The organism is Kineosporia sp. R_H_3 (genome assembly GCF_002198675.1).
In the GTDB taxonomy this organism is placed as follows: Bacteria; Actinomycetota; Actinomycetes; order Actinomycetales; family Kineosporiaceae; genus R-H-3.
The window spans coordinates 109269-122603 of record NZ_MWLL01000189.1 but is presented as its reverse complement, the minus strand read 5'-3'; the positions used below and the strand labels follow the sequence as shown (position 1 = coordinate 122603).

Sequence of the window (13335 nt, the reverse complement as noted above, 5' to 3'; positions counted from 1 at the left end):
CACGCTACCCAGGCGGGGCAGGGGCCAGCAGCCGCAGCGCCGACCGGACGCACTCGACGGTCACCGGCAGCGGCTGCATCCGCTCCCCGTCGCCGTAGCCGACGATGCCCGCGGCGGCGATCTCGACCCGGGCGGCACGCTCGATCCGGACCTTCGGGTGCGTGACGTGCGTGCCGGAGAACACCTTCGGGAAGATCCGGACGAACTCCAGCCGGGACACCGGCTCGACGACGAGGACGTCGAGAAGCCCGTCGTCGAAGAGGGCGTCCGGGCAGACGTTCATGCCGCCGCCGTAGGACCGGCCGTTCGCGACGGCGACGAGCATGGCGCGGGTGTCGTGGTCGGTGCCGTCGAGGCGGAGCGTGTACTCCCGCGGCCGGAACACCGGCAGCTCGAGGGCGATCGCGACGTCGTACCGGCGGCGCCCCTTCGGCCAGCGCATCCGGTTGGCGCGTTCGTTGACGACCGCGTCGAAGCCGAGGCCGAGCACGCCGGCGAACCAGCGGACGTCGTCCGCTCCTCCGCCGTTGCCGCCGCCGGTGACCCGGGCCGCGTCGATGTCGCGGTAGGCCCCGGCGTCGAGCGCGTCGAGGACCACCCGGGCCGCGTCGTCCGGCGCGTGCACCGGCAGACCGAGACCGATCGCGGTGTCGTTGCCGGTGCCGGCGGCGACGATGCCGAGCGGGGTCGTCGTCCCGGCGACCGCGTTCGCCCCGAGGTGGACCATGCCGTCCCCGCCGACGACGACCAGGGCGTCGAGGTCGGGCAGCGCCGCGGCGACCCGGGCGGTGAGGTCGAGGGCGTCCGAGCCGACGAGGTGGACGACGTCCGCCCCGGCCGCGGTGAGGGCGCGCTCGACGGCGGCACCGTGGGCGGCGCCGCGGCCCCGGCCGGACGTGGGGTTGACGGCGACCCCGAGCCGGGTCACCTCGCCGAGGACCCGGTGCGGGTCACAGCCGCTCCGGACCGTCGATCGCCTCGGGGGCGTCGATCTCGCTCGCCTCGTCCTCGCCGAGGGCGTCGGCGCGGCGGGCCCGGCGCCGGTCGACGAACCACGCGACGCCCAGCGCGACGAGGTAGAGGCCGATCATCGGCAGCGCGAGGAGGAACATCATCGAGACCTCGGCCGTGGGGGACGCCATGGCCGCGAAGAGGAAGCACGTGAAGACGGCGACCCGCCAGCCCTTGGCGAGGGCCCCGGCGCTGACCATCCCCATCATGTTCATCCCGACGAGCACGAGCGGGACGACGAAGGAGATGCCGAAGCTGAGCAGCAGCCGCGTCACGAACGAGAAGTAGGCGTCGACGGTGTTGAAGGAGACCGAGCCGTCAGGGACGAAGCCCGCGAAGAACACCATCGCGTTCGGCAGGACCATCCACGCCAGGCCGAGTCCGCCGAGGAAGAGGACGACAGCGGCGAACGAGAACCCGAGCGCGTAGTTGCGCTCCTTCTTCGTCAGCCCGGGAAGGATGAACGCCCAGAGCTGGTAGAGCCACACCGGGCTCGCGACGACGATGCCCGTGTACATCGCGAGCTTGAGCTGGAGGTTGAAGGCACCGGTCGGGTCGGTGAAGTTGAGCTTGACCTCGGTGCCGGTCTCGGCCGACGCGACCTTGAGCGGGTGCTGGAGCGCGTCGTACAGGAACTTGTAGAGGAACCAGCCGAGGATCGCGCCGAGGATGATGGCGATCCCGGCCTTGACGAGCCGGTTGCGCAGCTCGGACAGGTGGGCGCGCAGGGGCATGCGCCCCTCGGGATCCCGGGAGCGCCGCCTGGGGGTGGTGATCGCCATCGGTTCGAGGTGTGCGCGCGGTCAGGCGTCGCGGTGCTGCTCGGTGCCCTGCGGTCGGGTCTCGTCGACGACGCGGCCCTCGAGCGGGGCGGCCGGCGCGGCCTCCGACGTGTGGGTGTCGGGCTTCTTGACGTCGTCCTTCTTCATCTCCTCGACCTCGGTCTTGAAGATGCGCAGCGACTTGCCGAGACCGCGTGCGGCGTCCGGAAGCCGCTTGGCCCCGAACAGGATGACGACGAGCAGCACGATGATGAGCAGCTGCGCGGGGTGGTCGAGGATCCGGCCCATGGTGGTCCTTCCTGAAAGGTCGTGCGCTGGGACACATGCTACGTGCAGCGCCGAGAGCGACGGACGCCCGTCGGCCCAACGATCGCGCGTCCGGTTGCGTTCGCCGCAGCCGGTCCTTCGTGCGGCGCTGTTCGCTCAGCGCTGCGTGACGACCGGTGACGGGTGGTCAGCCGCGCTGGCGGGCGGCGAGCAGCTCGCGCCGCCGCTTCTCCTTCGCGCGGGTCTTGCGGCGGGCGGCCGCCTCGCGTTCGCGGCGCAGCGCGACCGGGTCGGAGAACACGGCGAGGTCCTTGCGGGCGGCGGCCTGCTCGCCGAGCGCGTCGACCTGCTCCATGACGGCCCCGAGGCGCTCGCTCGCCGTCCCCAGCTCCCCGAACAGCGCCGACGCCTGCCGCCAGAGCCGGCGGCCGAGCACGAAGAACAGCCAGCCCGTGCCGGCGAGGATCGCCGTCCACAGCAGCACCCAACCCCACCAGCTCACGCGGTGACCCTACCCAAAGCCGGAGATCCCCGGTTCTCGACCGGATCCGGGGCACGCGCCCCGGATCCGGTCGAGAACCGGGGATCTCGTGGTGTCGTGGGTCAGGCGGCCGGTTCGGACGCCGTCCGGCGCGGTCCGGCGGGGCCGGGGCCCGCGGCCGCGGCGGCGACGAGGTCGGCCTGCTCGAGCCAGAGCGCGAAGTCGAGGACGTCGTCGTACGAGAGCACGGGGCCCTCGTGCTCCTCGAGCGCCTCCGCCGGCACGGCCCACGGCTCGGCGACGACGCCGCCGGAGATGAGCAGTGCGACGACGTCGCGACCGGCGGGCTTGCGCACCTCCTCGAGGCACTGCGGGCACGTGAAGGCGTAGTACGACCAGCTCTTCACCGAGCAGACCACGAGCCGGACCTGCTGGGGCGTCAGCTCGACATCACCACAACCGGGGCAGGACGCCTTGATGGTCGTCATCGTCGAGCACCTCCCGTCCGCGCTGGACGCGCGTCTACCGCCCCCGTCGATCCCCGGGTGCCTGTACGAAAAACTTCGGTAGCGCCCTGTGGTCACTTGAGCACCCTTGGTTATCTCAGCGGCCATCCTGGCATCGCCGGACACGCTCTGCCCGACGCGACACGGCGGGGATCGGACGAACGGGTGAGAGCGTTGTCAGCCATCGGGCGCAGCGGTCGACGCAGCGTTCCGGCGCGGAGCGCGCCCGGAGGGCGTCCGGACGACGGCACGAGCGGCCCGTGCGGGCTCAGACCGCCCGGAACGTGAACAGCGTCACGCCGGCGCGGCGTCGTAGAGCGCCAGCGCGGCGGTCGCCGTGGCCACGAGCCGGTCCGCGACGTCGTCCGGCGTGACGATCCGGGCCCCGCCCCCAAGGCGCAGGCACAGCCGGGGCACCCAGTCCGGGTTCGCCGTCCGCAGCCTCACCCGCAGACCTCCCCCGGGCTGCTCCTCGACGTCCTCGACCGGGTAGTACTCGGCGACCCAGCGGGAGCCGGGCGCGAGGTCGAGGGTGACGACGAGGTCGTCCGGGGACGGCGTGAAGAGGCTCTCGCCGGCGTCCCGGGAGACGGCCTCGGGCGGCGGCGTCCCGTCGACGTCGAGCAGGGCGACCGTGACGACCCGGTCGAGCCGGAACAGCCGGACCCCCTCGGCGCGGTGGCACCACGCCTCGAGGTACCAGCGGCCGGCGACCGAGACGATCCGCATCGGGTCGACGTCGCGCTCGGTCGTCTCGTCCCGGCTCGGCACGAGGTAGGTGAGGTGCAGCCTGCGGTGCAGGCGGAGCCCGTCGCGGACGGTCGCGAGGGTGACCTCCTGGGTGCCGCGGGCCAGGTCGACGGTGAGCGAGTCGGCGACCCCGGCCGCCTCCCCCGCCGCGGCGGAGAGCTTGGCGAGCGCGGACTCGACGGCGTCCCGGTCGTGCAGGCCCGGCACCTGGGCGAGCGTGCGCAGCCCGACGAGCAGCGCGACGGCCTCGTCGACGCCGAGCCGCAGCGGCCGGCTGATCGCCTCGGCGTTGTCGAGGTAGACCCGCCCGGACTCCCAGTCGGCCTCGATGAGGTCGTCGGGCATGTGGCCGGGGGTGCCGCAGACGAAGAGCAGCTCGAGGTCCTTGACGAGCTGGTCGGCCGTGATGCCGAAGTGCTTGGCGGCCTCCTCGAGCGGCACGCCCTGCCGCTGGAGCAGCCACGGCACCATGGCGAGCAGCCGGGAGAGCCGGGTCGTCGCGCCGACGCTCATCGGACGCCCTCCCGCCGCCGGGCACGCCCTGCGCGGGCCGCCGCCGCGGCACCGCCGGGCAGGTCGAGGTGGCCCTGCTGCCGCGCCAGGGCGCCGCGCAGCCGCCGGACCACGGCCTCCCGGACGTCCGGCGGGCCGAGCACGACGACGTCCGCGCCGTTGCTCGCGACCTCCTCGGCGAAGGACTCCGGGTCCTGCACCGTGACCCGGACGACGTCCCAGCCCTCGGGCGGGGCCGCCCGGTCGCCGTCCGCCGGCCCGGCCGCGGCCGGCTCCGGCACGGCCCGTAGCCGCAGCGCGGCACCACGCCCCGGCCGCAGCCCGAGCCAGGCCTCCCGGACGTCGCGCGCGGACGACGGCGCACCCGTGACGTGCTGGGTGGCGTCGATGTCGTCGGGCACCTCGTAGGACCCGGGCTTGCCGATGCGCTTCACGCCGCCCTCGATCCGGGACAGCTTGAACGCGCGGGTCTCGCCGCGGTCGCGGTCGAACCCGACGACGTACCACCACCCCGACCGGCTCGTCACCGCCCACGGCTGGACGTGCCGCTCGGCGGTCGCGCCGTCCGGGCGCCGGTACCTGAACGACACCGGCACCCGGTCCCGGGTCGCGGCGTAGAGCGGGTCGAAGCTCGGCTCGGCGGCGCGGATCCTCGGCTCGACGCCGACGAGGGAGTCCTCGTCGGTCTCGACGCCGAGGGCGCGGAGCTTGACGAGGGCGCGGGCGGCGGGGCCGGCGAGGCTCGCCTGCTGCCACACCCGGCTCGCGAGCCCGAGGACGGCGAGCTCCTCGGCGGTGAGCTCGACCTCGGGCAGCGCGTACGCGTTGCGGTCGATCCGGTAGCCCTGCTCGTCGTCGAACCACGCGCTGTCGGTGCCGGTCTCCAGGGGGACGCCGAGCTCGCGCAGGTCCTCCTTGTCGCGCTCGAACATCCGGTCGAACGCCTCGGTCGACTCGCACTCCGCGTACTGCGGGACGGCGTGACGGATCTGCTCCTTCGTCAGCCAGCGGCGCGTCGCGAGGAGCGCGATGACGAGGTTGAGCAGGCGTTCGGTGCGCAGCGAGGACATCGGCGGTCACGCTACCCGAGGTAGCGTCTGCTGACCGGCAGGTCACGGACGTGGCTTCGAAAGTGTGTGCGAACAGATGCGTGCGAACGAGGGAGTGCCCGGGTGATCCGCTGGCGCGAGGGCCGGGTGACGGCGCAGGTCAGGTCGTGGGACGGCGCGCTCGAGGTCGAGGTCGACGTCCACGAGGCGGACGGCACGCCGTGGCGCACCTGCCGGGCCCTGGCCTACCCCGCGCTCGTCGGCGCGCCGGCGGCCGGCGACCTCGTCCTGCTCAACACGACCGCTCTCGAGCGCGGTCTCGGCACCGGCGGCTACGCCCTCGTCGTCGCGGTGCCCGAGCGTCTGCCCGCACCCCCGCCCGCGGGCCCAGGGCACATGGTCAAGGGCCGCTACACCCCGCTCCAGGCGATGGTGCTCGGCGTCGACGAGCAGGAGTCGCCGCACCACGAGGTGCTCCGGGACGCCGACGACCTGCACGGGATGCCCGTCGTCGTCGCGGACCTGCACTCCTCCCTCCCCGCGATCCTCGCCGGGCTGCGCGAGCGCCGTCCGGACGCCCGGGTCGCGTACGTCATGACGGACGGCGGTGCGCTGCCGGTCTGGTTCTCCCGCGCCGTCGACGGGCTGCGGACCGCGGGCTGGCTCGAGAGCGTCGTCACCGCCGGGCAGTCGTTCGGCGGCGACCACGAGGCGGTCACGGTCCACACGGCCCTGCTCGCCGCCCGGCACGTCGTCCGCGCGGACGTCGCGGTCGTCGTCCAGGGCCCGGGCAACCTCGGCACCGGCACCCGCTGGGGTTTCTCCGGCGTCGCCGCCGGGGAGGCGCTCAACGCGGCCGCGGTGCTGCGCGGCCGGCCGGTCGCGACGCTGCGGGTCTCCGGCGCCGACGCCCGCGCGCGGCACCTCGGGGTCTCCCACCACAGCCTGACGGCCTACGGCCGGGTCGCACTCGCCCCCGCGGACGTCGTCGTCCCGGTCCTCACCGGTGACCTCGCGGTCCTCGGGGCGACGATCCGCGAGCAGGCCGCGGCGCTCGGCGCGCCGCACGGCCGGCACCGGCTCGTCGAGGTCGGCGTCGAGGGCCTGCGCGAGGCGCTCGCGACCTCCCCGGTCGGGCTGTCGACGATGGGCCGCGGCCTCGACGCCGACCCGGCCGCGTTCCTCGCCGCGGCCGCCGCGGGCCGGCACGCGGCCACCCTGCTCGACGTCCCCTGAGACGCCCGCGAAGCGCTCAGAGGCGGGTCACCGTGCGCATCGCACGGTGAGCCGCCTCTGAGCGGTGGAGCGGGAGGTGCGGAGGAGCCGGGGTCAGCGCGCGTCGACGAGGTCGACGACGAAGATCAGCGTCTCGTTCGGCTTGATGGCGCCGCCGGCGCCGCGGGCGCCGTAGCCCAGGTGCGGCGGGATCGTCAGCTTGCGGCGGCCGCCGACCTTCATGCCGCTGATGCCCTGGTCCCAGCCGGAGATGACCTGGCCGACGCCGAGCCGGAAGTCCAGCGGCTGGCCGCGGTTCCAGGACGCGTCGAACTCCTCGCCCGTCGAGAACGCGACGCCGACGTAGTGCGCGCGCACCGTCATGCCGGGGGCGGCCTCGGTGCCGTCGCCCTCGATCTCGTCGACGATGACGAGGTCCGCCGGCGGCTGGCCCTCCGGGAAGTCGATCTCGGGCCGGTCGCGGTCGAATGCCGCCACGTTGTTCTCCCTTGCGCTCGTCGAGCCGGCCGGGTCGTCCGGCCGGTGCCGCCGACCAGTCTCCACCACTGCCGCGCGGGCGCGACCAGGGGCGGGTCAGGGGCGGGTCAGGCAGCGGCGGTCTTCTGGGCGCCGAGGATGTCGACGACGAACACGAGCGTGTCCGTGCCCTTGATGCCGAACTGGTCGCGGCCCTCGGCGCCGTAGGCCTTGTCCGGCGGGACGACGAGGAGCACCTGGCTGCCGACCTTCTGGCCGATGATCCCGTCCCAGCCGGTGATCGTCTTCGCGTTGCCGATCTGGAAGCGGGCCGGCGCGGGCTTGCGCCACGAGGAGTCGAACACCCGCCCGCCGGGCCAGATCACGCCGACGTACTGGACCGTGACGTCGTCGCCCTTGGCGACCTTGGCGCCGTCACCGGCGATGAGGGTCTGGACGACGAGCGACGTCGGCACCTTCCCCTTGGGCAGGGTGACCGTCGGCACGCCCTTCGCGTCGCGCTTGACGGTCGGCAGGCCCTTCTTCGCGGCGACCGACTTGCCCTCGGCCTTCGTGAGCAGGGTCTGGGTGTCGAGCACCTCGACGAGGCAGACGATCGTGTCCGTCGGGCCGACGCCGAGCGAGGTGTTGCCCTGGACGCCGTACCCGGCGTCCGGCGGGATGGCGATGAGCGCCTTGGCCCCGACGCGCAGGCCGCGCAGACCGTCGTCGAAGCCGGGCAGCGTGCTCTGGGTGCCGACGACGAACGTCGTCGGGTCGCTCGCCCACGTCTTGTCGAGGAGCGGCTGCCCGTCGGTCCCGTTGACGGCGGTGTACCGGATCGTCACCTGCTGGCCGAGGCCGACGGTGTCCCCGTCGCCCTCCTCGACGACGCGCGTCTCGGTCTTGTCGACGGCGAACGGCGAGGGCACCTCCAGGCTCGGGTCGGAGCCCTCCTCGGCCGTCACGGTGACCGCCGAGAGGTCGTGGTTCGTCGTGGCCTGCGCGGCGGCGGACACCTCCCCCGTCGGCACCTTGCAGCCGCCGAGCAGGAGCGTCAGCCCGGCGACGAGGGCGACGACGCCGGTGGACCGCAGGAGTCTCGCGGGTCGGGCAGACGACACGGAACGGACCCTTGCTGCTCGGGGACGACGGTCGACGCGGCCGGGGGCCACGCCGTCGGGCTCGCCGGACACCCTAACCGGACACCCTGTGGGCAGGGCACCGCCGCCACGCCGAGTGACCGGAACGAGCGTGCGCCGGTTCGGCTCCGGCACGGTGCGTCACATGCTCTGGATGAGCCGCTCGACCCGCTCGTCCACCGAACGGAACGGGTCCTTGCAGAGCACCGTGCGCTGGGCCTGGTCGTTGAGCTTGAGGTGCACCCAGTCGACGGTGAAGTCGCGGCGGCGCTCCTGGGCGCGGCGGACGAAGTCGCCGCGGAGCTTGGCGCGCGTCGTCTGCGGCGGCACGGACGTCGCCTCGAACGTCTCGATGTCGGCCGTCACCCGTTCCACGAGCCCGCGGCGGGCCATGAGGTAGTGCAGCCCGCGCCGCCGGTGGATGTCGTGGTAGGCGAGGTCGAGCCGGGCGATCCGCGGGGACGACAGCGGGAGGTCGTGCTTGCCGCGGTAGCGCTCGACGAGCTTGTGCTTGATGACCCAGTCGATCTCGCGGTCGACGAGGCCCAGGTCACCGGTCGAGATCGCCCGCAGCCCGCGCTCCCAGAGGTCGAGGACGCGCTTGACGACGTCGGTGTGCAGGCCGCGCGAGTCGACGAAGTCCTTCGCGCGGGCCAGGTACTCCTCCTGGATCTCCAGCGCGCTGGCCTCGCGGCCGTTCGCGAGCCGCACCCGGCGGCGGCCGGTGAGGTCGTGGCTGACCTCGCGGATCGCCCGGATCGGGTTCTCCAGGGTGTGGTCGCGCAGGACGACGCCCGCCTCGATCATCCGCAGGACGAGGTCGGTCGCGCCGACCTTGAGCATCGTCGTCGTCTCGCTCATGTTCGAGTCGCCGACGATGACGTGCAGGCGGCGGTACCGCTCGGCGTCCGCGTGCGGCTCGTCGCGGGTGTTGATGATCGGGCGCGAGCGGGTGGTCGCGCTCGACACGCCCTCCCAGATGTGGTCGGCGCGCTGCGAGAGGCAGAAGACCGCGCCCCGGGGGGTCTGGAGCACCTTGCCCGCACCGACGATGAGCTGACGGGTCACGAGGAACGGGATGAGCACCTCGGAGAGCCGGTTGAACTCCCCGTGCCGGCTCACGAGGTAGTTCTCGTGGCAGCCGTAGGAGTTGCCCGCCGAGTCGGTGTTGTTCTTGAAGAGGAAGACCTCGCCCGCGATGCCCTCCTCGTGGAGGCGGCGCTCGGCGTCGACGAGCAGCCCCTCGAGGATCCGCTCCCCCGCCCGGTCGTGGACGACGAGCTGGCGGACGTCGTCGCACTCCGGGGTCGCGTACTCCGGGTGCGAGCCGACGTCGAGGTAGAGGCGCGCGCCGTTGCGGAGGAAGACGTTGCTGGACCGCCCCCACGACACGACCTTGCGGAACAGGTACCGGGCCACCTCGTCCGGCGACAGCTTGCGCTGCCCTTCGAAGGCGCACGTGACCCCGTACTCGGTCTCGATCCCGAAAATGCGGCGGTCCATGGCCCCACTGTAGGTGGCAGACCCGACAACGGCACCGGACGAAACGGTCGGATCCCGTCACGTACCAACGTCTTCGGCCCCACGCACCGACGCCGGTCCCCTGTCAAGGGGACCGGCGTCGTGGTGTCGGGTGCAGCGGTTCAGCCCTCGGGCGGCGCCTGCTCCCCGGGTGCGTCGGCCTCGTCGGACGCCTGGGCGTCCCCGGTGAGGGTGTCGTGCAGGCCCGGGACCGGGTCGTCCGTGTGCGGGACGTCGGTCGTCGGGTCGTCGGTGCTGAGCAGCCGCCCGAGCAGCGGCCCGGCGAGCCGCCGGAACGCCCGCCGCGGCCTGAGCCGGTCGAGCACGGCCACCTCGAGCTGGCCGGCCCCGAGCGTGCGGGGCTGGCCGCCGTTCGGGTCCTTCGCGAGCAGCTCGACCGCGAGCCGCAGCGCGTCGGCGAGGGTCATCCCCTGCGCCCAGCGCTCCTGCAGCGCGGTCTGGATCTGCTCGGCCTGGCCGCCGATCGCGACGTAGCCCTGCTCCTCGGCGACCGAGCCGTCGTACGTGAGCCGGTACATCTGGTCGCTCTCGGCGTCGTCGCCGACCTGCGCGACGACGATCTCGACCTCCATCGGCTTGGACTCGGTCGTGAAGACCGTGCCCAGCGTCTGGGCGTAGGCGTTGGCCAGCCCGCGCACGGTGACGTCGACCCGGTCGTACGAGTAGCCGCGCAGGTCGGCGTACCGGACGCCGGCCACCCGCAGGTTCTCGAACTCGTTGTACTTGCCGACCGCGGCGAAGGCGATCCGGTCGTAGATCTCGCTGACCTTGTGCAGGGCACGGGACGGGTTCTCGGCGACGAAGGCGATGCCGCCCTCGTAGCCGAGCACGACGACCGAGCGGCCCCGGGCGATGCCCTTGCGGGCGTAGTCCGCCCGGTCCTTCATGACCTGCTCGGGCGAGACGTAGAAGTTCATGCTCACGACTGCTCACCCCGCAGCGCCGCGACGGCGGCGGCCAGCTCGTCGTCCGCGACCCGGTGGTAGCCCTCGGCGGTGACGACGCCGACGACCGGGAAGATCTTGCGCTGCTCGTCCGGGCCGCCCGTCGCGGAGTCGTCGTCCGCGGCGTCCCAGAGCGCCTCGACGGCGACCGCGACCGCGCCCGCCGCGTCGAGCCCGGGCTGCCAGCGCTTCTTCAGCGAGCCCCGGGCGAACAGGGAGCCCGAGCCGACGCTGTGGTGGTTACGCTCCTCGTACCGGCCGCCCGTGACGTCGTACGAGAAGATCCGGCCGACCCCGCGGTCGATGTCGAAGCCCGCGAAGAGCGGGACGACCGCCAGGCCCTGCATGGCCAGGCCCAGGTTGCCGCGGATCATCGTCGAGAGCCGGTTCGCCTTGCCGTCGAACGAGAGCAGCGCGCCCTCGATCTTCTCGTAGTGCTCGAGCTCGACCTGGAACAGCCGGACCATCTCGACGGCGATCCCCGCGGTGCCCGCGATGCCGACGCACGAGTACTCGTCGGTCGGGTACACCTTCTCGATCTCGCGGTGGGCGATGAGGTTGCCCATCGTCGCGCGCCGGTCGCCCGCCATGACGACGCCGCCCTCGAAGGTCAGGGCGACGATCGTCGTGCCGTGCGGGGTCTCCGGCACGCTGCCGGGCGGCAGCGGGCGCCGCCCCGGCAGTAGCTGGGGCGCGTGCGCGCCGAGGAACTCGGTGAACGAGGAGGACCCGGGCTCGAGGTACGCCGCGGGAAGCCGCCCAGGGGTGGGCGAGCCGAGGCTGTCGGTCACTGGCCGCCCTTCTGGACGAAGCCCTTCACGAACTCCTCGGCGTTGGTCTCGAGGACGTCGTCGATCTCGTCGAGGATCGCGTCGACGTCGTCGTCCTTCGCCTGCGCCTGACCCGCGGCGGGCGGGGGCGCAGCGCCCTCGTCACCGTCGTCGTCCCGCCCCCGCGGACGGGTCTGCTCCTGTCCGGCCATGGCCGTACCTCCCTCGTCGAGCTCTGGCTCTGATCCTAGGCGGACGGCGCAACCGGGGCGCCGGTGCCGGGGCGTGAGATGTGTCGGGCGGCGGGGCCCGTCGGTCAGCGGGCGGCGAGCGCGTCCACGAGGTCGGCCGCGGTCCGGCAGCGGTCCAGGAGCGCCCCGACGTGCTCCTTCGTGCCGCGGTTCGGGTCCAGGGTCGGCACCCGCTGGAGGGCGCCGCGCCCCGGGACGTCGAAGATCACCGAGTCCCACGAGGCGGCGGCGACGTGCTCGCCGTACTGGGCGAGGCAGCGGCCGCGGAAGTAGGCCCGGGTGTCCTCCGGCGGCTCGTGGACGGCGGCCGCGATCTCCTCGTCGGTGACGATGCGGTCGACCTGGCCGCGGGCGACGAGCCGCTGGTACAGCCCCTTCTCGGGGCGGACGTCGGCCCACTGGAAGTCGATGGCCTGGAGCCGGGCGGCGCCCCAGTCGAGGCTCTCGCGCTGCCGGAAGCCCTCGAGCAGACGCAGCTTGGCGACCCAGTCGAGCTCGCGGGCCAGCGACGTCGGGTCGGACTCGAGCCGGGTCAGCACGCTCTCCCAGCGGCGCAGCACCTCGACCGTGTCGGCGTCGGCGTCCGCGCCGTAGCGGTCCTCGACGAACTTGGCGGCCTGCTCGTAGAACATCCACTGCAGCTGGACGGCGGTCGCGGTCGTCCCGTCGCGCAGGCTCACGCGGGTCCTGAGCGTCGGGTCGTGGGAGACGGCGTGCAGGGCGTTGACCGGTCGCTCGACCGACAGGTCCCGGGTGAACGCGCGCTCCTCGATGAGCTCGAGGACCAGGGCCGTCGTCCCGACCTTGAGGAAGGTCGCGACCTCGCACATGTTCGCGTCACCGATGATGACGTGGAGCCGGCGGAACCGGTCGGCGCTCGCGTGCGGCTCGTCGCGGGTGTTGATGATGGGCCGCTTGAGGGTCGTCTCGAGGCCGACCTCGACCTCGAAGAAGTCGGCGCGCTGGCTCAGCTGGAAGCCCTTGCCGGAGCCGTCCTGGCCGGTGCCGACCCGGCCGGCGCCGCACACCACCTGCCGGGACACGAAGAACGGCGTGAGGTGGCGGACGATGTCCGCGAACGGCGTCTCCCGGCGCATGAGGTAGTTCTCGTGCGTGCCGTAGGAGACACCCTTGTTGTCGGTGTTGTTCTTGTAGAGGTTCACCGGGCCGAGCCCGGGCGTCTCGGCGATCCGCCGCGAGGCCGCGAGCATGACGGCCTCGCCGGCCTTGTCCCAGAGCACGGCGGCGCGCGGCGTCGTCACCTCGGGCGAGGAGTACTCGGGGTGGGCGTGGTCGACGTAGAGCCGGGCGCCGTTGCTGAGGATGACGTTGGCCAGGCCCGGGTCGTCGACGACGTCCGTGAGCTGGCTCGGGTCGGCGTCGGAGCGGGCGAGCTCCCAGCCGCGGGCGTCACGCAGCGGGGCCTCGTCCTCGTAGTCCCAGCGGGCCCGGCCGGCCCGGCTGCCGAGCGGCGCGGCGTAGGCGTTGACCACCTGGCTCGACAGGAGCATCGCGTTCGCGGCGGGGTCGCCGGGGGCCGAGACCCCGTACTCGGTCTCGATCCCCATGACCCGTCGAGCGCTCATGTCCCCCACCCTACGAGGCCGGTGCGACCGGCCTGCATGGCGGACGTCA

15 protein-coding genes are annotated in these 13335 nt (G+C 73.3%); 1 reads left to right on the top strand and 14 read right to left on the bottom strand.

Annotated elements, in window-relative coordinates:
* Positions 1-4: 4 nt before the first annotated feature.
* The 7 genes from ECOMGDLI_RS22265 to ECOMGDLI_RS22235 form a co-directional block, all read right to left on the bottom strand.
* Complete coding sequence (locus tag ECOMGDLI_RS22265) at positions 5-928, bottom strand: diacylglycerol kinase family protein (protein WP_088319038.1); 924 nt, start codon at positions 926-928, stop codon at positions 5-7.
* 22 nt (positions 929-950) lie between these two features.
* Positions 951-1745: a twin-arginine translocase subunit TatC gene (gene tatC / locus ECOMGDLI_RS22260; protein ID WP_158221104.1), complete on the bottom strand. Its 795-nt coding sequence runs from the start codon at positions 1743-1745 to the stop codon at positions 951-953.
* A 69-nt stretch (positions 1746-1814) separates the two neighbouring features.
* The gene (tatA, locus tag ECOMGDLI_RS22255) at positions 1815-2081 is read right to left on the bottom strand and encodes a Sec-independent protein translocase subunit TatA (protein ID WP_088319036.1); all 267 of its coding nucleotides are present in this window, start codon (positions 2079-2081) and stop codon (positions 1815-1817) included.
* Positions 2082-2247: 166 nt separating this feature from the next.
* Positions 2248-2562, bottom strand: a complete 315-nt coding sequence (locus ECOMGDLI_RS22250) for a hypothetical protein (protein WP_143447842.1) — start codon at positions 2560-2562, stop codon at positions 2248-2250.
* A 101-nt stretch (positions 2563-2663) separates the two neighbouring features.
* A complete protein-coding gene (locus tag ECOMGDLI_RS22245) occupies positions 2664-3029 on the bottom strand; it encodes a hypothetical protein (RefSeq protein ID WP_088283010.1) in 366 nt (121 codons plus the stop codon).
* Positions 3030-3341: 312 nt separating this feature from the next.
* Positions 3342-4310 (bottom strand): YafY family protein, encoded by a 969-nt coding sequence (locus tag ECOMGDLI_RS22240; RefSeq protein WP_088319034.1) that lies wholly within the window; start codon positions 4308-4310, stop codon positions 3342-3344.
* On the bottom strand, positions 4307-5380 hold the full coding sequence (locus ECOMGDLI_RS22235; protein ID WP_088319033.1) for a YafY family protein: 1074 nt from the start codon (positions 5378-5380) through the stop codon (positions 4307-4309). The genes ECOMGDLI_RS22240 and ECOMGDLI_RS22235 overlap by 4 nt, the downstream gene beginning before the upstream one ends.
* A 102-nt stretch (positions 5381-5482) precedes the next feature.
* On the opposite strand from ECOMGDLI_RS22235, the gene ECOMGDLI_RS22230 reads away from it, so the two are divergent.
* Positions 5483-6595 (top strand): DUF3866 family protein, encoded by a 1113-nt coding sequence (locus tag ECOMGDLI_RS22230; protein WP_088319032.1) that lies wholly within the window; start codon positions 5483-5485, stop codon positions 6593-6595.
* A 93-nt stretch (positions 6596-6688) separates the two neighbouring features.
* Here the strand turns inward: ECOMGDLI_RS22230 and ECOMGDLI_RS22225 are convergent, their stop codons facing one another.
* The 7 genes from ECOMGDLI_RS22225 to dop all read right to left on the bottom strand — a co-directional run bounded on the left by ECOMGDLI_RS22225 (position 6689) and on the right by dop (position 13286).
* Positions 6689-7072 (bottom strand): FKBP-type peptidyl-prolyl cis-trans isomerase, encoded by a 384-nt coding sequence (locus ECOMGDLI_RS22225; RefSeq protein ID WP_088319031.1) that lies wholly within the window; start codon positions 7070-7072, stop codon positions 6689-6691.
* Between the two features lie 107 nt (positions 7073-7179).
* Positions 7180-8175 carry an FKBP-type peptidyl-prolyl cis-trans isomerase gene (locus tag ECOMGDLI_RS22220; RefSeq protein WP_158221103.1) on the bottom strand — a complete coding sequence of 332 codons (996 nt, stop codon included), beginning with the start codon at positions 8173-8175 and terminating at the stop codon, positions 7180-7182.
* A gap of 159 nt (positions 8176-8334) precedes the next feature.
* A complete protein-coding gene (gene pafA, locus ECOMGDLI_RS22215) occupies positions 8335-9696 on the bottom strand; it encodes a Pup--protein ligase (RefSeq protein WP_088319029.1) in 1362 nt (453 codons plus the stop codon).
* A gap of 140 nt (positions 9697-9836) precedes the next feature.
* On the bottom strand, positions 9837-10658 hold the full coding sequence (gene prcA, locus ECOMGDLI_RS22210; protein ID WP_088319028.1) for a proteasome subunit alpha: 822 nt from the start codon (positions 10656-10658) through the stop codon (positions 9837-9839).
* Positions 10655-11470, bottom strand: coding sequence for a proteasome subunit beta (gene prcB / locus ECOMGDLI_RS22205; RefSeq protein WP_088319027.1), 816 nt, complete (start codon positions 11468-11470; stop codon positions 10655-10657). Before prcB ends, prcA begins: the two co-directional genes overlap by 4 nt.
* On the bottom strand, positions 11467-11661 hold the full coding sequence (locus ECOMGDLI_RS22200) for a ubiquitin-like protein Pup (RefSeq protein WP_088282994.1): 195 nt from the start codon (positions 11659-11661) through the stop codon (positions 11467-11469). The genes prcB and ECOMGDLI_RS22200 overlap by 4 nt, the downstream gene beginning before the upstream one ends.
* Positions 11662-11765: 104 nt before the next feature.
* Entirely contained in the window at positions 11766-13286 is a 1521-nt protein-coding gene (gene dop / locus ECOMGDLI_RS22195) for a depupylase/deamidase Dop (protein ID WP_088319112.1), read from the bottom strand.
* Positions 13287-13335: the final 49 nt, after the last annotated feature.